The organism is Superficieibacter sp. HKU1 (genome assembly GCF_029319185.1).
GTDB lineage: Bacteria > Pseudomonadota > Gammaproteobacteria > Enterobacterales > Enterobacteriaceae > Superficieibacter.
The window spans coordinates 2,985,466-3,005,729 of record NZ_CP119754.1 but is presented as its reverse complement, the minus strand read 5'-3'; the positions used below and the strand labels follow the sequence as shown (position 1 = coordinate 3,005,729).

The 20,264-nt window shown below is 52.6% G+C and carries 20 protein-coding genes; 11 read left to right on the top strand and 9 right to left on the bottom strand.

The window, feature by feature from the left end:
* Window positions 1–152: 152 nt before the first annotated feature.
* Window positions 153–1,622: an amino acid permease gene (locus P0H77_RS14425; protein WP_276157540.1), complete on the top strand. Its 1,470-nt coding sequence runs from the start codon at window positions 153–155 to the stop codon at window positions 1,620–1,622.
* 49 nt (window positions 1,623–1,671) lie between these two features.
* Here the strand turns inward: P0H77_RS14425 and fghA are convergent, their stop codons facing one another.
* Window positions 1,672–2,508 (bottom strand): S-formylglutathione hydrolase, encoded by an 837-nt coding sequence (gene fghA, locus P0H77_RS14420; protein WP_276157539.1) that lies wholly within the window; start codon window positions 2,506–2,508, stop codon window positions 1,672–1,674.
* Window positions 2,509–2,645: 137 nt separating this feature from the next.
* Between fghA and P0H77_RS14415 the strand changes: the two genes are divergently transcribed.
* The 7 genes from P0H77_RS14415 (at window position 2,646) to mglC (ending at window position 10,900) form a co-directional block, all read left to right on the top strand.
* Window positions 2,646–3,782 (top strand): YbfB/YjiJ family MFS transporter, encoded by a 1,137-nt coding sequence (locus P0H77_RS14415; protein WP_276157538.1) that lies wholly within the window; start codon window positions 2,646–2,648, stop codon window positions 3,780–3,782.
* 116 nt (window positions 3,783–3,898) lie between these two features.
* Complete coding sequence (folE, locus tag P0H77_RS14410) at window positions 3,899–4,567, top strand: GTP cyclohydrolase I FolE (protein ID WP_276157537.1); 669 nt, start codon at window positions 3,899–3,901, stop codon at window positions 4,565–4,567.
* A 27-nt stretch (window positions 4,568–4,594) separates the two neighbouring features.
* Window positions 4,595–5,752, top strand: a complete 1,158-nt coding sequence (gene yeiB / locus P0H77_RS14405; protein WP_276157536.1) for a DUF418 domain-containing protein YeiB — start codon at window positions 4,595–4,597, stop codon at window positions 5,750–5,752.
* Between the two features lie 155 nt (window positions 5,753–5,907).
* On the top strand, window positions 5,908–6,933 hold the full coding sequence (galS, locus tag P0H77_RS14400; protein ID WP_276157535.1) for an HTH-type transcriptional regulator GalS: 1,026 nt from the start codon (window positions 5,908–5,910) through the stop codon (window positions 6,931–6,933).
* Between the two features lie 289 nt (window positions 6,934–7,222).
* Entirely contained in the window at window positions 7,223–8,221 is a 999-nt protein-coding gene (gene mglB, locus P0H77_RS14395) for a galactose/glucose ABC transporter substrate-binding protein MglB (RefSeq protein WP_276157534.1), read from the top strand.
* Window positions 8,222–8,353: 132 nt separating this feature from the next.
* On the top strand, window positions 8,354–9,874 hold the full coding sequence (gene mglA, locus P0H77_RS14390; protein ID WP_176919042.1) for a galactose/methyl galactoside ABC transporter ATP-binding protein MglA: 1,521 nt from the start codon (window positions 8,354–8,356) through the stop codon (window positions 9,872–9,874).
* A gap of 15 nt (window positions 9,875–9,889) precedes the next feature.
* Complete coding sequence (gene mglC, locus P0H77_RS14385) at window positions 9,890–10,900, top strand: galactose/methyl galactoside ABC transporter permease MglC (RefSeq protein WP_103674286.1); 1,011 nt, start codon at window positions 9,890–9,892, stop codon at window positions 10,898–10,900.
* 45 nt (window positions 10,901–10,945) lie between these two features.
* Here mglC and P0H77_RS14380 read toward each other — a convergent pair whose 3' ends face one another.
* From P0H77_RS14380 to P0H77_RS14355, 6 genes are all read right to left on the bottom strand, one after another.
* Window positions 10,946–11,395, bottom strand: coding sequence for a helix-turn-helix transcriptional regulator (locus P0H77_RS14380; protein ID WP_276157533.1), 450 nt, complete (start codon window positions 11,393–11,395; stop codon window positions 10,946–10,948).
* The gene (locus tag P0H77_RS14375; protein WP_276165145.1) at window positions 11,392–12,741 is read right to left on the bottom strand and encodes a HipA domain-containing protein; all 1,350 of its coding nucleotides are present in this window, start codon (window positions 12,739–12,741) and stop codon (window positions 11,392–11,394) included. Before P0H77_RS14375 ends, P0H77_RS14380 begins: the two co-directional genes overlap by 4 nt.
* 122 nt (window positions 12,742–12,863) lie before the next feature.
* Entirely contained in the window at window positions 12,864–13,583 is a 720-nt protein-coding gene (gene sanA, locus P0H77_RS14370; RefSeq protein ID WP_276157532.1) for an outer membrane permeability protein SanA, read from the bottom strand.
* A 124-nt stretch (window positions 13,584–13,707) separates the two neighbouring features.
* Entirely contained in the window at window positions 13,708–14,592 is an 885-nt protein-coding gene (cdd, locus tag P0H77_RS14365) for a cytidine deaminase (protein ID WP_276157531.1), read from the bottom strand.
* 129 nt (window positions 14,593–14,721) lie between these two features.
* The gene (locus tag P0H77_RS14360) at window positions 14,722–15,417 is read right to left on the bottom strand and encodes a CidB/LrgB family autolysis modulator (protein ID WP_276157530.1); all 696 of its coding nucleotides are present in this window, start codon (window positions 15,415–15,417) and stop codon (window positions 14,722–14,724) included.
* On the bottom strand, window positions 15,414–15,812 hold the full coding sequence (locus tag P0H77_RS14355; protein WP_276157529.1) for a CidA/LrgA family protein: 399 nt from the start codon (window positions 15,810–15,812) through the stop codon (window positions 15,414–15,416). The genes P0H77_RS14360 and P0H77_RS14355 overlap by 4 nt, the downstream gene beginning before the upstream one ends.
* Window positions 15,813–16,015: 203 nt before the next feature.
* Between P0H77_RS14355 and dusC the strand changes: the two genes are divergently transcribed.
* On the top strand, window positions 16,016–16,951 hold the full coding sequence (dusC, locus tag P0H77_RS14350; RefSeq protein WP_276157528.1) for a tRNA dihydrouridine(16) synthase DusC: 936 nt from the start codon (window positions 16,016–16,018) through the stop codon (window positions 16,949–16,951).
* A 33-nt stretch (window positions 16,952–16,984) separates the two neighbouring features.
* Here the strand turns inward: dusC and yohP are convergent, their stop codons facing one another.
* Window positions 16,985–17,068, bottom strand: coding sequence for a small membrane protein YohP (gene yohP / locus P0H77_RS14345; RefSeq protein ID WP_000698460.1), 84 nt, complete (start codon window positions 17,066–17,068; stop codon window positions 16,985–16,987).
* A gap of 227 nt (window positions 17,069–17,295) precedes the next feature.
* Here yohP and mdtQ point away from each other — a divergent pair, with 227 nt between their 5' ends.
* A complete protein-coding gene (gene mdtQ, locus P0H77_RS14340) occupies window positions 17,296–18,738 on the top strand; it encodes a multidrug resistance outer membrane protein MdtQ (RefSeq protein ID WP_276157527.1) in 1,443 nt (480 codons plus the stop codon).
* Window positions 18,739–18,796: 58 nt separating this feature from the next.
* On the top strand, window positions 18,797–19,567 hold the full coding sequence (locus P0H77_RS14335) for an SDR family oxidoreductase (RefSeq protein WP_276157526.1): 771 nt from the start codon (window positions 18,797–18,799) through the stop codon (window positions 19,565–19,567).
* Window positions 19,568–19,591: 24 nt separating this feature from the next.
* Here P0H77_RS14335 and P0H77_RS14330 read toward each other — a convergent pair whose 3' ends face one another.
* Entirely contained in the window at window positions 19,592–20,155 is a 564-nt protein-coding gene (locus tag P0H77_RS14330; RefSeq protein WP_276157525.1) for a DedA family protein, read from the bottom strand.
* Window positions 20,156–20,264 lie beyond the last annotated feature (109 nt).

The window sequence follows — 20,264 nt, the reverse complement described above, 5'->3', positions numbered from 1 at the left end:
ATTGCATTGATTCGCCATAATCACAAAGGGCTGCTTTACTTATAATCCCTGGATGATCATGAAGGTCTCTTATAACTGCGCATTTGTGCCAGAAGAGCGCCTGATGGTTTGCTACAATCGCGCCTCAATTTTTGGATGGATAGCATTTTCCTATGGTTTCCCAAACTAAAACCACACAAGCGCCCGCGCTACGCCGCGAACTCAAGGCGCGTCATCTGACGATGATTGCCATTGGCGGCTCCATCGGTACAGGTTTGTTTGTTGCTTCCGGCGCAACAATTTCTCAGGCGGGTCCGGGCGGCGCGCTGTTTTCCTATATTCTGATTGGCCTGATGGTCTATTTCCTGATGACCAGTCTGGGTGAACTGGCGGCGTATATGCCGGTATCCGGTTCATTTGCCACTTATGGCCAGCAATATGTTGAAGAAGGTTTTGGCTTCGCGCTGGGCTGGAACTACTGGTACAACTGGGCGGTAACGATCGCCGTCGATCTGGTCGCCGCACAGCTGGTGATGAACTGGTGGTTCCCGGATACGCCGGGCTGGATCTGGAGCGCGCTGTTCCTGTGCGTGATTTTCCTGCTGAACTACATCTCGGTGAAAGGCTTCGGTGAAGCAGAATACTGGTTCTCGCTGATTAAAGTGGCGACGGTCGTCATCTTTATTATTGTCGGCCTGATGATGATCCTCGGCATTTTCCAGGGCGCTGAACCGGCGGGCTGGAGCAACTGGAGCATCGGCGAAGCGCCGTTTGCTGGCGGCTTTGCGGCAATGATTGGCGTGGCAATGATCGTTGGCTTCTCTTTCCAGGGAACCGAGCTTATCGGCATTGCCGCCGGAGAATCGGAAGATCCGGAGAAAAACATTCCGCGCGCGGTGCGTCAGGTATTCTGGCGTATCCTGCTGTTTTACGTCTTTGCGATCCTGATTATCAGCCTGATCATTCCATATACCGATCCGAGCCTGCTGCGTAATGATGTGAAGGATATCAGCGTCAGTCCGTTCACCCTTGTATTCCAGCATGCTGGCCTGCTTTCCGCGGCGGCAATCATGAATGCGGTGATCCTGACGGCGGTGCTGTCGGCGGGTAACTCAGGCATGTATGCCTCAACGCGTATGCTTTACACCCTGGCCTGCGATGGTAAAGCGCCGCGCATTTTTGCGAAGCTGTCGAAAGGCGGCGTGCCGCGTAATGCGCTGTATGCCACCACGGTGATTGCCGGTCTGTGTTTCCTGACCTCAATGTTTGGTAATCAGACCGTCTATCTGTGGCTGCTGAATACGTCCGGCATGACGGGCTTTATCGCCTGGCTGGGCATTGCCATTAGCCACTATCGCTTCCGTCGCGGCTATGTGTTGCAGGGTAACGATATCAACAACCTGCCGTACCGCTCCGGTTTCTTCCCCATTGGGCCGATTTTCGCCTTCGTACTGTGCCTGATTATCACGCTGGGCCAGAACTATGAAGCGTTCCTCAGCGATACTATTGACTGGGGCAGCGTCGCGGCGACCTATATCGGTATTCCGCTGTTTCTGATTATCTGGTTTGGCTACAAACTCAGCAAAGGTACGCACTTTGTGAGCTATCGGGAGATGAAATTTCCTGAACGGTTTAAGAAATAAGGCCATCTGTGAATAGCCAAAGCCCGGCAACCTGTTTGCCGGGCTTTTTTTATTTCAGCAAATACTGCGCGTGGAAGCGTAAATGATCCTCAATAAATGAGGCGATAAAATAATAGCTATGATCGTACCCTGGCTGGCTGCGCAGCGTCAGCGGCCAGTTGCTATGCCTGGCGACGTCCTCAAGACGAGCGGGCTGTAGCTGGTCAGCAAGGAACTGGTCGCTGTCGCCCTGGTCAATAAGCAATGGGATCTTCGACCCTTGCCCGGCGGCCTGTATTAGCGCGCAGCTATCCCATTCCTGCCAGGCGGCACGATCTTCCCCCAGGTAGGCTCTGAAGGCTTTTTGCCCCCACGGTACGTTGAGCGGATTAACAATTGGTGCAAACGCCGACGCGCTGGTGTATTTACCCGGATTTTTCAGCGCCAGAATAAGTGCGCCGTGACCGCCCATCGAGTGACCGCTAATCGCGCAGCGTTCGCTGACGCTGAATTTGTCCTGGATCAGCGCTGGCAGTTCATCGCGCAGATAGTCATACATCCGGTAGTGTGACGCCCAGGGCTGTTCCGTGGCGTTGAGGTAGAACCCGGCACCTTTACCCAGATCGTAGCCTTCATCGTCGGCCACGTCATCACCACGCGGACTGGTATCCGCCATTACCAGCACAATACCCAGTTCAGCAGCAACCCGCTGCGCCCCGGCTTTGGTGGTAAAATTCTCGTCATTGCAGGTTAGCCCCGACAGCCAGTACAGCACCGGCGGTGGCGTCGCGTCTCGCGGTGGGGGTAAAAAAATGCTAAACGTCATTGTACAGTTCAGCGTGGTGGAGTCGTGCCGCCAGCGTTGCTGCCAGCCTTCAAAACAGCGATGTTCTTCGAGCAGTTCCATTCGGGCTCCCTGGGTGATGATGTAAAAACATTTTAACATCATACAGACGATTCATGCGCAGTGAGTAATTTTCACTTCCCCATTACTTACACATATTGCATCATAAACATAACTTTACATTAACAATTGAGGTAAGCATGGCGCTGCGGATCGCGTTCAGCGGTTTTATCGTGCTGGTCGTGGCAATGGGAATAGGGCGTTTTGCTTTCACGCCTCAGGTGCCGCTGATGATCGCCGATGGACAGCTTACGCTGACCAGCGCAGGGCTGGTGGCGGCGGTAAATTATCTTGGCTACCTGCTCGGCGCGTGGGACGCCATGCGTGCACATCGTCACGTTGAAGTGCGTCTGTGGCTCGGTATTGTTGGCGTAGTGGCACTGACGTTCCTCTCTTCACTGGCGGATAACGCGCTGACGCACGGCGCCCTGCGTTTTGTTATTGGCGCGATGAGCGGCTGGGCGATGGTGATGACGGCGGGCTGGACTAATGAACAGCTCTCCCGTTCGGGTCACGCCAGCCTGAGTGCAGCGGTATTTGCCGGTCCCGGCGGCGGGATTGCGATAAGCGGTCTGCTGGCGGTGGCCATTCAGGCAAAAGCATTAAGCGCCGCTGATGCCTGGCTGGTATACGGCGTGCTGGCGCTGGTGTTGATTGCTTTTATTGCCCGCTACTTGCCGCGGCCGGGGGCGCTTCATCGTAGCGGCACAACCCCTGAGCCGTTGCAGTTAACGCCGGATTTGCAGCGGCTGGTCTGGAGTTACGCCCTTGCCGGATTCGGCTACATTCTGCCGGCTACTTTTTTATCGCAGATGGCGGCGCTGCGTTTCCCCGGCAGTCTTTTTGCACAGTTCGTCTGGCCCATGTTCGGAGCGGCGGCCATTGTCGGTATCGTGCTCAGCATTCTCACACGCAAAACGGGGCACAGCTATCAGCGGCTGGCAATTGTTCTCTGGTTACAGGCCATTGGGGTGCTGGCCGCCTGGCTGGTTCCCGGCATGAGCGGGCTGGTGCTGGGCGCGGTACTGGTGGGCGGTGGTTTCCTCTGCGCGCTCCAGCTTTCCCTGCAATATGGTCGTGAGCTGGCTCCCGACCATATCCGCTATATGGCGGGGCTGCTGACCACGGTCTACGCCGTCGGGCAATTACTTGGTCCGGTGACGTCGGCGCTGTCGACCTGGCTGACGCATCGCCTGGAGCCTGCGCTGGGCATGGCTGGGGTGACGTTATTGGTGGCCGGGCTGCTGGTATGGAAGCCGCATAGTCAAAGGCGGTAGCAATTGCAATAATTATCGTTCTGAATACTGGATTATGTGCGCCACCTCACGCACAATACGTTCGCACTTTGCTCAATCAAGGCAAAGGCAGCCACACCTGCGGGAGAAATATAACGATGTCATTACTCAGTAAAGAAGCTGCACTTGTTCATGAAGCGCTGGTTGCTCGTGGGCTGGAAACGCCTTTGCGCCCACCGGTGCGCGAAATGGACAACGAAACCAGGAAGCGCCTGATTTCCGGGCACATGACCGAAATTATGCAGCTGTTAAATCTCGACCTGAGCGATGACAGTCTGATGGAAACGCCGCACCGTATCGCCAAAATGTACGTCGATGAAATTTTCTCGGGGCTGGATTACGCCAACTTCCCGAAAATCACCGTCATTGAAAACAAAATGAAGGTCGATGAAATGGTCACGGTGCGCGACATTACGTTGACCAGCACCTGTGAGCATCATTTTGTCACTATCGACGGTCAGGCTACGGTAGCCTATATCCCGAAAGAGTCGGTGATTGGATTATCCAAAATTAACCGTATCGTGCAGTTTTTTGCCCAACGGCCTCAGGTTCAGGAGCGTCTGACGCAGCAGATCCTGACCGCGCTTCAGACGTTGCTGGGAACAAATAATGTAGCGGTATCCATTGATGCGGTGCATTATTGTGTTAAAGCACGCGGCATTCGTGACGCCACCAGCGCCACGACGACGACGTCCCTGGGTGGCCTGTTTAAGTCGAGCCAGAATACACGTCAGGAGTTCCTGCGCGCGGTGCGACATCGCAGCTAATCGCGTTCATCAGGCATAAGAGGAACCATGGAACGAAATATTACGCTGGATTTTGTGCGTGGCGTGGCCATCCTCGGTATTTTGCTGCTGAATATTACCGCCTTCGGTTTACCGAAGGCGGCCTATCTCAATCCCGCCTGGTATGGCGATATCACCCGCACTGATGCCTGGACATGGGCGGTGCTCGACCTGTTTGCCCAGGTCAAATTCCTGACCCTCTTTGCGCTGCTATTCGGTGCCGGGCTGCAGATCCTGCTGGGGCGCGGTAAGCGCTGGATCCAGTCACGTCTGACGCTGCTGGCGCTGCTTGGTTTTCTGCACGTCCTGTTTTTTTGGGAAGGCGATATTCTGCTGGCCTATGCGCTGGTGGGATTGATTTGCTGGCGCATGATCCGCGATGCCTCGCACGGCAAAAATCTCTTTAATACCGGCGTCGTGCTTTACCTGATGGGCATTGGTATTTTGCTGCTGCTGGGGAAAATTTCCGGTACGGGCAATCCGCGGGCATGGGTTCCGGATATCGCTAATCTCCAGTATGAGCATTTCTGGCGGCTTCAGGGCGGCACCGACGCGATGAGCAACCGTCTGGATATGCTGTCGAATAATCTGCTGGCGCTCGGCGCGCAGTACGGCTGGCAGCTGGCCGGCATGATGCTGATTGGTGCGGCCCTGATGCGCAGTGGCTGGCTGAAAGGGCAGTTTAGCCTGTCGCACTATCGCCGCATTGGGGGACTTTTAGTCGCCACGGGTATTATCATTAACGTGCCGGGGATAATTGCTCAATGGTCTGTGGGGTGGGATTATCGCTGGTGTGCTTTCTTTTTACAGGCACCGCGTGAACTCAGCGCGCCGTTCCAGGCTATCGGCTATGCGTCGCTGGCGTATGGCTTCTGGCCGCAGCTGTGTCGTTTCCGGCTGGTGGGCGCTATTGCACAGGTGGGACGTATGGCGCTCAGCAACTACCTGCTGCAAACGCTCATCTGCACTACGCTGTTCTGGCAATGCGATCTCTTTATGAAGTTTAACCGACTGCAATTGCTGGCATTCGTTCCCGCTGTCTGGCTGGTAAACATCCTCTTCTCCGTCATCTGGCTGCGTTATTATCGCCAGGGGCCGATTGAATGGCTGTGGCGGCAGTTAACCGCACGTGCTTCAGGGATATCATTAACAAACACATCCAGATAACGATCTGGATCACATTCATTAACAAAATGGATGTAACCGTTTTCATCCGTGTGACCTCTCTCACGTAGTCGTCTCTTTATCGCTGCCAGAATGGGCACCTTCCTTAACACAGGGGGTGGCCGTGAGTCGCTGCAATCTACAACAGGATGGTGATAATGATCACCATTCGTGATGTTGCCCGTCAGGCGGGCGTTTCCGTGGCTACCGTTTCAAGGGTGCTCAACAATAGTGCGCTGGTAAGTCCTGAAACACGGGACGCGGTCATGAGTGCAGTTTCAGCGCTTGGGTACCGACCGAATGCCAACGCGCAGGCGCTGGCAACGCAGGCGAGCGATACTATCGGTGTGGTGGTCATGGACGTATCAGATGCGTTCTTCGGCGCGCTGGTCAAAGCCGTCGATATCGTCGCTCAGCAAAACCAGAAATATCTGCTGATCGGCAACAGCTATCACGAAGCCGAAAAAGAACGTAACGCGATTGAAGTGCTGATCCGCCAGCGCTGTAGCGCGTTAATCGTGCATTCCAAAGCGCTGAGCGACAGTGAGCTTAGCGAATTCCTGCAACATATTCCCGGGATGGTGTTAATCAATCGCCTTGTCTCTGGCTTCGCGCATCGCTGCGTTTGCCTGGATAACATCAGCGGGGCGCAGATGGCGACCAAAATGCTGCTTAATCATGGGCATCAGCGCATTGGTTATCTCGGCTCGAGCCACAGCATTGAAGATGATGATATGCGTAAAGAGGGCTGGCTGCGTGCGCTTCAGGAGCAGGATATCGTTGCGCCGGAAAGCTGGGTCGGCGTAGGCACGCCTGATTTACAGGGGGGTGAAGCGGCAATGGTCGAACTGCTGGGCCGCAACTCCGGGTTAACCGCGGTGTTTGCCTATAACGACAGCATGGCGGCAGGCGCGTTGACGGCGCTGAAAGATAACGGCATTGCCGTGCCGCAAAATCTGTCACTCATTGCGTTCGATGATATTCCGCTGGCCCGTTACACCGACCCGCAGCTGACAACGGTGCGTTATCCCATCGCTTCCATGGCGAAACTCGCCACCGAACTGGCGCTGCTGGGTGCCGCGGGTAAGCTGGACCGTAACGCGACTCACTGCTTTATGCCGACGCTGGTAAGGCGGCATTCTGTGGCCCAGCGACAAACTGTGGGGCCGATCACTAACTTATAGATTTCCATGATGTAACCGTTTTCAATTTGTGAGTAAATTCACAGTATCTTAACAACGTGATAGCTATGATGACATCGTTTGCAAGGCTGAAACACTATGTAACAGTGCGTGACCACACGACCCATAGCAACCGTGCCTGAAACAAATAATAGAGCGCATTACTGGAGCATTACCGAAAACGGAAGGCAGAACTTTAAAAGTGAATTCGGCATGCAGTAATTCTCCTTAAGGCGCTGCCTGCCAGAGTTATTCACCCGTACTACCCTGCATAACAAAAACCGGAGATACCATGAATAAGAAGGTGCTTACCCTGTCTGCCGTAATGGCAAGCATGTTATTTGGTGCGGCTGCTCACGCTGCTGATACCCGTATTGGCGTGACGATTTATAAGTATGACGATAATTTTATGTCCGTCGTGCGTAAAGCGATTGAGAAAGATGCGAAAGATGCATCGGGCGTTCAGCTGCTGATGAATGACTCGCAGAATGACCAGTCCAAACAAAACGACCAGATTGACGTACTGCTGGCGAAAGGCGTGAAAGCGCTGGCTATCAACCTCGTTGACCCGGCAGCAGCAGGCACCGTGATTGAAAAAGCGCGCGGACAAAACGTGCCGATTGTTTTCTTTAACAAAGAGCCTTCCCGTAAAGCGCTGGACAGCTATGACAAAGCGTATTACGTCGGCACGGATTCCAAAGAATCCGGTATCATCCAGGGCGATCTGATCGCTAAACACTGGGCGGCAAACCAGGGCTGGGATCTGAATAAAGACGGCCAGATCCAGTTTGTTCTGCTGAAAGGCGAACCGGGTCATCCGGATGCTGAAGCGCGTACCTCTTACGTCATTAAAGAGCTGAATGACAAAGGCATCAAAACGCAGCAGCTGGCGTTAGATACCGCCATGTGGGATACCGCTCAGGCAAAAGATAAGATGGATGCCTGGCTCTCCGGTCCGAATGCTAACAAAATCGAAGTGGTTATTGCCAACAACGATGCGATGGCAATGGGCGCGGTAGAAGCGCTGAAAGCACACAATAAGAGCAGCCTGCCGGTATTCGGCGTCGATGCTCTGCCAGAAGCGCTGGCGCTGGTTAAATCTGGCGCGCTGGCCGGTACCGTACTGAATGACGCCAATAACCAGGCGAAAGCCACCTTCGATCTGGCGAAAAACCTGGCCGATGGTAAAGGTGCGGCTGACGGTACTGACTGGAAAATTGAAAACAAAATCGTCCGCATCCCGTATGTTGGCGTGGATAAAGATAACTTGTCTCAATTTACCAATAAATAAGCTTTTTAACTTTGGGCGCGCGTCAGTGCGCCCAATTAATAACGACAAAGAAATATCCTGACTCATTCGGGGAGCGTTACGTGCGCGCCACGGTACACAGCGGGAACAACACTATCGCAGCCAGGTATAGCTATGGTCAGCAATAACACAGAGTCGTCAGGCGAATTCTTGTTGGAAATGAGCAATATCAACAAGTCGTTTCCCGGCGTTAAGGCACTCGATAATGTTAATTTAAAAGTTCGTCCTCACTCTATTCATGCATTAATGGGGGAGAACGGTGCGGGTAAATCAACATTATTAAAATGTCTGTTCGGGATCTATCAGAAAGATTCCGGAAGTATTATTTTTCAGGGTAAAGAGATCGACTTCCACTCGGCAAAAGAGGCGCTGGAAAACGGTATCTCAATGGTGCACCAGGAGCTGAACCTGGTATTGCAACGTTCCGTGATGGACAATATGTGGCTGGGACGTTATCCCACCAAAGGTATGTTTGTCGATCAGGACAAAATGTACCGCGACACCAAAGCCATTTTTGACGAACTGGATATCAATATCGATCCGCGGGCGCGCGTCGGTACGTTGTCCGTTTCGCAAATGCAGATGATTGAGATCGCCAAAGCGTTCTCCTATGACGCTAAAATCGTCATTATGGATGAGCCGACCTCATCATTAACGGAAAAAGAGGTCGGCCACCTCTTTACTATTATCCGTAAACTGAAAGAGCGTGGCTGCGGCATTGTCTATATCTCTCACAAAATGGAAGAGATATTCCAGCTGTGCGATGAGATCACCATCCTCCGTGACGGCCAGTGGATCGCCACTCAGCCGCTGGAAGGGCTGGACATGGACAAAATCATTGCCATGATGGTGGGCCGTTCTCTCAACCAGCGTTTCCCGCACCGTGAAAATTCGCCGGGCGAAGTGATCCTGGAAGTCCGTAATTTAACCTCGCTGCGCCAGCCGTCGATTCGCGATATCTCCTTCGATCTGCATAAAGGGGAAATCCTTGGTATTGCGGGCCTGGTGGGCGCGAAGCGTACCGATATTGTCGAAACGTTGTTTGGTATCCGTGAAAAATCAGGCGGTACGATTACCCTGCACGGTAAAAAAATAAATAATCATACTGCCAACGAGGCCATTAACCATGGCTTTGCGCTGGTAACGGAAGAGCGTCGTTCAACCGGTATTTATGCCTATCTGGATATTGGTTTTAACTCGCTGATTTCGAATATTCAAAATTACAAGAATAAAGTCGGGCTGCTGGATAACTCGCGTATGAAAAGCGATACCCAGTGGGTAATTGACGCCATGCGCGTTAAAACGCCGGGACACCGTACGCAAATTGGCTCGCTCTCCGGAGGCAACCAGCAGAAAGTGGTTATCGGTCGCTGGCTGTTAACTCAGCCAGAAATCCTGATGCTCGATGAACCGACGCGCGGTATTGACGTTGGCGCGAAATTCGAAATCTATCAGCTGATCGCGGAGCTGGCGAAGAAAGGCAAGGGGATTATTATTATCTCTTCTGAAATGCCTGAATTGCTGGGGATCACTGACCGTATTCTGGTGATGAGCAATGGTCTCGTTTCCGGAATTGTTGACACTAAAACCACCACGCAAAACGAAATACTCCGTCTTGCGTCTTTGCACCTTTAAGATCAGGGGCTCCTCATGAGTGCGTTAAATAAAAAAAGTTTTCTCACTTATCTGAAAGAGGGCGGTATTTACGTCGTTCTTTTAGTCTTACTGGCTATTATTATTTTCCAGGATCCTACGTTCTTAAGTCTGCTGAACCTGAGTAATATTCTTACCCAGTCCTCGGTGCGTATTATTATCGCGCTGGGCGTGGCAGGGCTTATTGTCACTCAGGGTACTGACCTTTCCGCTGGTCGTCAGGTCGGTCTGGCCGCGGTGGTGGCGGCGACCTTATTACAATCGATGGAAAACGCCAATAAGGTCTTCCCGGAAATGGCTACCATGCCGATTTTCGTGGTGATCCTGATAGTTTGCGCCATTGGCGCGGTAATTGGTCTGGTGAACGGTATTATCATCGCCTACCTGAACGTTACACCGTTCATCACCACGCTCGGTACGATGATTATCGTCTACGGTATCAACTCCCTGTATTACGACTTCGTAGGCGCATCGCCAATTTCCGGTTTCGACAGCGGCTTCTCTACCTTTACTCAGGGTTTTGTGGCGCTGGGCAGTTTCCGCCTCTCCTACATTACCTTCTACGCGCTGATCGCCGTGGCGTTCGTCTGGATCCTGTGGAATAAAACCCGCTTCGGCAAAAACATTTTTGCTATCGGCGGCAATCCGGAAGCAGCGAAAGTCTCTGGCGTTAACGTCGCGCTGAACCTGCTGATGATCTATGCGCTCTCCGGTGTGTTCTACGCGTTCGGCGGGATGCTGGAAGCGGGGCGTATCGGCTCGGCGACCAACAACCTCGGCTTTATGTATGAACTGGATGCGATTGCGGCCTGCGTGGTGGGTGGGGTGTCCTTCAGCGGCGGCGTCGGTACTGTACTCGGCGTGGTGACCGGTGTGATCATCTTCACCGTTATTAACTACGGTCTGACCTATATCGGCGTTAACCCTTACTGGCAGTATATTATTAAGGGCGGCATTATTATCTTCGCCGTGGCGCTGGATTCCCTGAAATACGCGCGTAAAAAATAATTCCTCATCTCTGTATGCCCGGCGGCGCAAGCGTGCCGGGCTTTTTTATTGCGCCATTAATGACTTCAGCAAATGTTTAGAAGCGGGAACCAAACCTACAACGAGTCCAAAAGGTCTGAAGGCCTTGTTGACCACCTCAACCGAGTAATTTCCTTTGTTATTTTCAATCTCCGAGAGGGTTTTACGCGAGATAGAGACCAGATTAGCGTACGCCATTTGCTGTAAACCTAATACATCAATACGGAGACGTTTTAATGCCTCTCCCTGAGTCATGTCGCCCAAAAGAAGCTTTTTGATGATATCATTCATCACCGCTTTTCGTTCCAGACTGTCCACTTTATTTGTCCCGTCGGAGACCCGTTTTCTGGATGATGTTTTCAGCCCGACAGCAGTATAGACGCCAGTGTTTTCATGCATAGCAGCCCGTTTATTCTGTGAGCGAAGCTTTTCTATCGCTGTTTGCACATCGTCATGTTTTTTATCGGATGAACTCATAGTAGCCTCCAGCGAGACAATTTCTCGGCAATGTAATCAAAGCCGATGGCAGGCATGGTAATAATCTGTGTCGGTACGCCCCGCTCAATAAGCCGCGTCTTTAAATCTATGAGCTGTCCCGACGTTTCACGTAGTTTTACCAGCAACAGATCTTCTGGAACCAAATCTGACAGTGCTTGTGCAATCCCCTGAAAGTTATACTCTCCGCCAATTTCCAGTTCTCTGGACCATTTCATGCTACGTGGAATGCCTTCAGGATCGGCTTTCATGGGGGCAAAGTCATAAATCGGCGCGAGGATGATACGGTTCTCGGCTTTCATAAATGATGTATTCCGACCATGATTATCACTATTGCCAAAGATAATGTTGAGCAGATCGCGACGAACCCATTCGATGACAAATGCCTGAACATCAAATATGAATCCCTGCTCTTGCACCATATGGCTATTAAGTATTTTGTCAATCAGCGTCCTGATCGTTGTTTCATGATCAAGGGTCACGCCGGGGCCTTTTTTTAAAACAGAATAAACAGATTCAAGGCCGTATCGCTGAAGGAGGCCATTTTCACCCATAACGATATCGAACCGGGGGAGCCAGAGTGAAGGATAGCTAATTCCTTCTTCCAGCTTCATGTTTTCAACAGGAATAGTATCAAAGCCCATAGCAGTAAGCTCTTGATAGTAGAAATATTCCGCCCTTAGTATATTACAATCGATTTCCGTTCTTGCCCCCCGAGGGTATTTCACCAGAAAATACTGATCCCGATTGGCAGGATCGTTTTGCCAGGTATCAATCCAGATCCTTTGATCGTCGCTACAGCGTAACAGGAGTTTAGGTGCCTCACCGCCTGCTCCGGTCGCCCCTCCCGCCGCGGCACCTCGTTGCTGCGCGTAGTCAAGAAAGTCAGCAGCTCTGTTAATAACATCGCCTACTGAAAAGAATAGTTTTTCTGCGGTTACATTATATTCAGGAAGCGATTCTTTAATACGGAGATTACCAACAGGAGACATTGTCCCATATTTTAGTAATATAAAATTTTGCTGGTTAACGCTGAGTCCTGCAAGATCGAGATAATTAACCCAGTAGCGACGGCTTGCTCCGCTGGGCATAATATCGTCTATAAACTTCAACCAGCCCGGTTCACCGCCATCGTCAAAAAACAGTGAGACAGGATGATTTAATGAAACGGCATGTAAATCGTCCCAATCCAGAAAGTCGACAGCATAATCTGATAGATAGTTAATTTCTGTGCGGCGGAAGTCATGATTTCCACTATCTGGAAACGTAATTTGCGCGATGTCATGCCATTGTTGACTATAAAAAGCCTGTAATGTTAAGGATTCCATCATGCCTCCTTTAGATTATGAGTAAAATATTACGCATAAAGCAGGCTGAAGGCAAGTAATGTTCCCTATAACACGCATAGAACACTCTTTTCTGCATTAATGTAACTTATATCACGCTAAGATTACTTTCTCGTTTTCGGCTGCAATTCCAGCAGTTGCTCCGGGGTTACAGCCGGATAACCCTGACTATCTTCCGGGATTTCATGGCGGGAAGGGATAGGGATCAGCGGACCCAGAAAACGCGGCTCGCGTTTGAAAATATAGAGGTCGGCCAGCGCGCTGAAGCGGGCACCAAATTCACGTACCCGAACGTTCCACATATCTTTCGGCGAAGGAACGGCATAGCACTGTGCCTGGATGCCCATATGCAGCGCAATAAACAGCGCGCGCTCGCAGTGAAACCGCTGGGTGATAATGATGAAATCGTTGGTATCAAAGACTTTTCGGGTACGGACGATGGAATCTAGCGTGCGAAAACCCGCGTAGTCCAGCACGATATCCGCAGGGTCAACGCCGGCGGCAATCAGGTCTTTACGCATCGTGACCGGCTCGTTGTAGCTTTGCTGGGCGTTATCACCACTTAACAGCAGATAGTTAACTTTCCCGCTATTGTAAGCGTTGAGCGCACCCTGGATCCGGTAGCGGTAATACTGATTAATCACGCCGGTGCGGTAATATTTTGCCGTGCCAAGCACCACGCCGACCTGTCGCCAGGGGAGGTCCTGAAGTTCATCGTAGATATAAGGAGAGGTTTTCCAGCTCATCCACCGGTCGAGGCCAAGCACCGTTAACAGCAGTAAGCCGATCAGGACTAACACACTGTATAACAAACGCTTCAACATGGATCCAGACCCGGCGGTGGCGAAAATTTCATTCAGGCTACTTTACCCGTGAAGCAAGCGCAAGAAACGGACGCTCAACTGCAGGGATTTTCATCAATGCGGACCCGAAAGTCCGCATTGACTGTCAGGCAAGACATACGCGTTCAATATTCTCACAGCCCAGCGCGTTGAGGGTGGCGCTGGTGGCTTGCCACTGAATCAACGCGCCATCGTCACGCTCTGCCAGAATGGCTCGCTGAATATCCGGATAATCATAACCGTTCAGACTCAGCAAGTTCAGGGCACCCTGTAACGGCGGCAGGGAAGGGTTGAAGGCGGCGTTTTCCGCGTAGCTGCCGGTGAAAATTGCGCCATCCCGACATTCCAGCGCAACGCCGGACGGCGCATTACTGTAGGGGGCATGGCTACGGTTAGCGGCGCGAATGGCGGCCTGCGCCAGCGCATCGCCCTGCACGCGGTAACCCTGATCCTGCTCGTCCATCAGCAGGGTTTTAATGTCGAGGTCTTTAGGACCGAACGCATCAGGCAGATAGTGACCAAGAGTATGCGCCGGGCGGCCCGGTAAATGGATATTGATATCCAGTCCGCTGTTCAGTTCATTCATAAACTGGCGGCAGTGGCCGCAGGGGGTGTAGTTCACGGTAATGGCATTGAGGGATTTTTCACCCCGTAACCAGGCGTGGGTAATCGCACTTTGTTCGGCATGCACCGTTTGCTGCATCGTCGCGCCGTGAAACTCCATATTCGCGCCAAAATACCAGGTGCCGCTGACGCCACGCGCAATGGCACCGACGTTAAAGCTGGAAAGATCGGCGCGCGCGCAGGCGGCAGCAAGCGGCAGAAGGGCGAAGGCCAGCGCGTCTTCGTCCATTCCCGTCGCCTTCAGTAACGATGAGATCTGCCCTGCGTTCAGCATGGCGGGAAAATGTTCATCTTCCAGCAAAGGTGCCATCGCCGCCTGCAACTCACCCGACAGCTGCGGGAGAGCAGAGTGAAAACGTTGATGCATGGAGTTGCCTCGTAACAATGTAATGGAATCGTAGTTTACGAGGCGTCAGAAGATTTGTAACGTGATCCAGATCCCATTATGTGTGCAACTATTGCAATGAAAATGAAAATTGCGCGACGTATCGCAAATTTATCCCAGGACGGCCAGAATCAGAGGGAACAGAAACGGGGCAATCAGCGAGGTCATAATGCCGCAAATCACCAGCGCCAGAGAACTAAACGCGCCTTCCTGATAATCCAGCTCCGCGCAACGAGCCGTCCCCAGGGCGTGCGAGGCGGTGCCCATTGCCAGTCCGCGTGCAGCTTTAGTTCGAATCCCCATAATATTGAGCAAGGTATGACCGAACACCGCGCCAAGGATCCCGACAAAAATCACGCAAACCGCGCTGATAGCCGGGATCCCACCGATGCTGCCGCCAACGGCCATCGCAATAGGTGTCGTGACCGATTTCGGCAGAACAGACGCGGCGATTTCTGGGGTTGCTCCCATCAGCAGCGCCACGCTGGTCCCCGTCACCATCGCCACGACGCTGCCAATAAAGCAGATAGTAATGATCGACTTCCAGCGGGCACGGATCTGGTGCAGCTGCTCATAAAGCGGAAACGCCAGTGCGACCACGGCAGGCTGCAAAAGATCGTTGAGGATTTTGCTGCCCTGAAAATAGCGATCGTAGGGGATACCGGTTAACAATAAGAAGGGAATAATCACTACCATGGCGACCAGCAGCGGATTAAGCAGCGGCATCTTAAAACGGGCGGCAAGTTTACGCGCCGCAAAAAAGACCGCCAGGGTTAACGGCAAGGACCACCAGATAGAGTCCATCATTTTTTCACATCCTTTTGACCAACGATTTTACGTTCACCGTGCACCAGATGTGAACTCCAGCTTACCACCAGAAACACCACCAGGGTGCTGATAGCGCATGAAACTACGACCGGACCAAACTGCGCCCGCAGAACGTCAACGTATTGCATGACGCCAACGCCAATGGGGACAAATAACAGCGCCATATAGCGGATAAGCACATAGCAACCGGGATTAACCCATTTAGCGGGCAGGATTTGCAGCGCCAGCAGAAAAAAGAGGATCAGCATGCCAATAATGCTGCCGGGGATGGTTATCGGCAGGAGAGAGGCGATATAAATTCCGGCGTATAAACAGGCATAAATCAGAACGAATGCACGCAGGTATTGCCAGATGACTGTGAAGGTTTTGCTCATGGTATCAATCCTTACGAAAACGCATTCATCATACAATTAAAGCCTAAAATGTGCTACCGATCACATCATGAATTCGAAGCATAGCTGAGATAGATAAGCGGAACATCGGGCAAATGAACGAATCCGGCCAGTGAATTCCGCGGGTGCTTTAAACCCTGGCGCAGAGAAGCTAACATAGCGTCTCTTTTTTTACGGGTAAAGATATGCGTGTACTCCTCGCGCCGATGGAAGGCGTGCTCGATTCACTGGTGCGAGAGCTGCTGACCGAGGTTAACGACTACGATCTGTGCATCACCGAATTTTTGCGGGTGGTGGATCAGCTCTTGCCGGTCAAATCATTCTATAAACTGTGTCCGGAACTGCATCACCAGAGCCGCACTTCGTCTGGCACCCTGGTGCGTGTTCAACTGTTGGGCCAGTATCCTCAATGGCTGGCAGAGAATGCGGCCCGTGCTGTGGAACTGGGATCGTACGGCGTTGACCTCAACTGCGGCTGTCCGTCCAAAGCGGTGAATGGCAGTGGAGGCGGCGCAACGCTGCTAAAAGATCCGGAACTGATTTATCAGGGAGCTAAAGCGATGCGCGATGCCGTGCCCGCACATTTACCCGTGACGGTAAAAGTCCGGCTTGGCTGGGACAGCGGCGATCGCCAGTTTGAAATTGCCGATGCGGTACAGCAGGCCGGAGCGACCGAGCTGGCGGTGCATGGACGTACAAAAGAAGATGGCTATAAAGCGGAGCGGATTAACTGGCAGGCGATTAGCGACATCCGCCAGCGGCTGACCATCCCGGTGATTGCCAACGGTGAAATCTGGGACTGGGAGAGCGCGCAGGCTTGTTTGCAAACCACCGGGTGCACTGCCCTGATGATCGGCCGCGGGGCGCTAAACGTGCCAAACCTTAGCCGGGTGGTCAAATATAACGAGCCGCGTATGCCCTGGCCGGAGGTTGTTGAACTGCTGCGGAAATATTCTCGCCTCGAGAAGCAGGACGACACCGGTTTATACCATGTCGCTCGCATAAAACAGTGGCTGGGATATTTGCGTAAAGAATATGATGAGGCGCTGGAACTGTTTACGGCTATTCGGACGTTTCAGGATTCGACGTCCATCGCGCGGGTCATTGAACGCTGGACCTGAAAACTATCGCCCCCGTGCAGGGGGCGATAACCATCAGAAAATCATCTTAAACACCCCTGTTACAACTAACAGCCCAATCAGAAAAATAATCAAAATTGCCCATAGTAAAATTTTCATCGCGCATTCCCTCTTTGTTGTATTCACATCAAGTATAGGAAAGCAGAGAGAATTTGCCTGGGCGAGGAACAATTTTGTTAATCAATAGCCTGTTAATTATTAGTTTGGTGAATAATTTTCTAACTATTTCTTTTTATTTCCATTTGTTCATTGCCACGCGTTACTAAACAAAATTCTTACCCGCCACGTAATCTTGCCGCCTCCTTATTACCTCGTAAAAATACGTTATGAATCGTCCCCTGATTTTGACTGCGATGTCAGTTCTGCCGCTGGTCCTTACCCTGACGGGTTGCGCCCCCTCACATGATGTTAACGCCGGGATCACACCACAAACGCCGGCGGTGTCGGTAAGCAGTACGTTACCGGCCGCGTTACAAAACGGCTGGCCGCAAAGCCAGTGGTGGAAGCAATATCAGGACCCGCAGCTTGATGCGCTGATTACCCATGCCCTGACCAACGCGCCGGATTTGAAAGTGGCGCAACAGCGTATCGCGCTGGCGGAAGCGCAGGCGAAGATGGCGGAAGCGGCAGATGGCCCGGCGGTAAATTTCTCATCCGACATTGAGCGGCAAAAAATGTCGGCGGAGGGGTTGATGGGGCCGTTTGCGCTTACCGATCCGGCGGCCGGGACTACCGGCCCCTGGTATACTAACGGTACTTTCGGCCTGACGGCCGGTTGGGATTTAGATCTGTGGGGCAAAAACCGTGCTGAAGTGGAAGGGCGCATCGGCCTGGTACGTGCGCGTAATGCTGAATTAGAGCAGGCGCAGCAGCTGCTGGCCAGCAGCGTGGCGCGTCTCTACTGGGAATGGCAGACCGAAGCGGCTATCCAAACCGTACTCAGCAATATCGAACAGCAGCAGAAAGCCATTGTTGCCGTCGATCGCGAGCTCTATCTGCAGGGGATCACCTCTTCTGTTGAAGGGGCAGAAACCGATATCAATGCGGGTAAAACCCAGCAGAAGCTGGCGGAAGTCGCCGGTAATATGAAAATTATAGAAGCCCGCCTTCAGGCGTTGACTAACGGACAATCGTCTACGCTTGCCCTGCACAGCGTGCCGCTGCCGGACGTACAAACGAAAATGCCTTCAAGCCTTGGTTATGAATTACTGGCGCGCCGACCGGATTTGCAGGCTGCCCACTGGTACATCGAAGCCTCATTAAAGGACGTGGATGCGGCCAAAGCGGCGTTTTACCCGGACATCAACCTGATGGCATTTTTACAGCAGGACGCGCTGCATCTCAGCGATCTGTTCCGTCACTCCGCGCAGCAAATGGGCGTGACGGCGGGGCTGACGCTGCCGATTTTTGACAGCGGTCGGTTGAATGCGAATCTGGATATCGCCAGCGCCCAAAACGGTCTCTCCATCGCTAATTACAATAAGGCGGTGGTTGACGCGGTGAATCAGGTTGCCCGCAGCGCCACCCAGGTTGAAACGCTGATGGAGAAAAACGCGCGTCAGAAACAGGTCCAGCAGGATGCCTCGCGCATTGTTGCCCTGGCGGAAGCGCGGCTGAAAGCCGGTCTGATTGCAGGCTCTCGCGTTAACCAGGCACGCATTCCGGCCCTTGAGGAGCAAATTAACGGCCTGAAATTGCAGGGACAGTGGCTGGATGCTTCTATCCAGCTGACTTCTGCGCTTGGCGGCGGCTATCATTTCTCGTCCTGACCTCCAGAGTGCGCCGGGGTTTTCTATACTTACCTCCTGAACTTAACGGGAGGTCAGTATGGCGGCAAACAAAGTTGCAGTAGTCACCGCGTCGGATTCCGGCATCGGTAAGATGTGCGCGTTATTTCTCGCTAAAGGCGGATATGACATTGGCGTGACCTGGCACTCGGATGAAAAGGGCGCGCAGGAGACGGTAAAAGAGGTTGAGGCGCTGGGACGCAAAGCAATTGCGCTACAGCTGGATCTCAGCCACCTGCCAGAAGGCACGCAGGCGCTGGAAGAACTGATTAAACAGTTTGGCCGTATTGACGTGCTGGTCAACAACGCGGGCATGATGACCAAAGATGCCTTTCTCGACGTCAAGCTGGAAGACTGGCGGGCGATTTTTACGGTAGACGTTGAAGGCGCATTCCTGTGTTCACAAATTGCTGCCAGAAAGATGGTAGAGCAGGGGGAGGGTGGACGCATCGTTAACATTACCTCCGTGCATGAGCATTCTCCTCTGCCTGATGCCAGTGCCTACACGTCCGCCAAACATGCGCTTGGCGGCCTGACCAAATCGATGGCGCTGGAGCTGGTCAAACATAATATTCTGGTCAACTCTGTCGCGCCAGGCGCTATCGCCACGCCCATGAACGATATGAGCGATGACGATGCTAAACCCGGCTCCATGCCGACTATCCCGTTGACTCGCCCCGGTAAAACGGAAGAAATTGCCAGCCTGGTGGCATGGTTGTGCTCGGAATACGCGACCTATACAACCGGTCAGTCATTTATTGTCGACGGCGGTTTTATGCTGGTCAACCCGCAGTTTGCCGGGCTGAAATAGATCTTGCAGGGGGAACGGCAGCGACTACTGCCGTTTCTGCCGGTGTTTTAACCACAGGCGCACGCCCAGTACCAGCACGACAGCGATAGCCAGCCAGACCAGATGTTTTAAATGCTGATTGAAATGATGCAGCCACGGCCCAATCACCTCACCCCCCACATAGCCAAGGGTGGTGAAAATCAGCGCCCAGACAATTGCGCCAGCAATGTTGAGCGGCAGGAACAGCGTCGGCGGCAGCCGACTGGCTCCGATCAGCAGGGGACCGATGATACGGAAACCGTACATAAAGCGGCTACCAATCACAAACAGCCACGGCCGACGCTGGATCAGCCGCTGTGCCCGGTCGATTTTATCCTGATGCCCGGAGAAACGGGCCAAAATCCGGTTGCCGAACCGACGGCCTAAAAAATAGAGCAACTGATCGCCAATGATCCCACCCAGAGCGACCGCAATGACTACCAGCGGAAACTTCAGCAATCCCTGGTGGGCCGCCACGCCACCCAGCAGCGTAATGGTTTCACCCTCTGCCAGACTGCCAACCGTCAGGGCCGCATAGCCATACTCCGTAATTAATAAATTGATATCCATGCGTTACACATCTCTCCTCTTTCTACCGCACCCATCAAGCATAATCGCTATGCGAAATGTTGCAGGCGAGGAAAGATACGTATTTTTAATCTGTACATAAAATAATCTA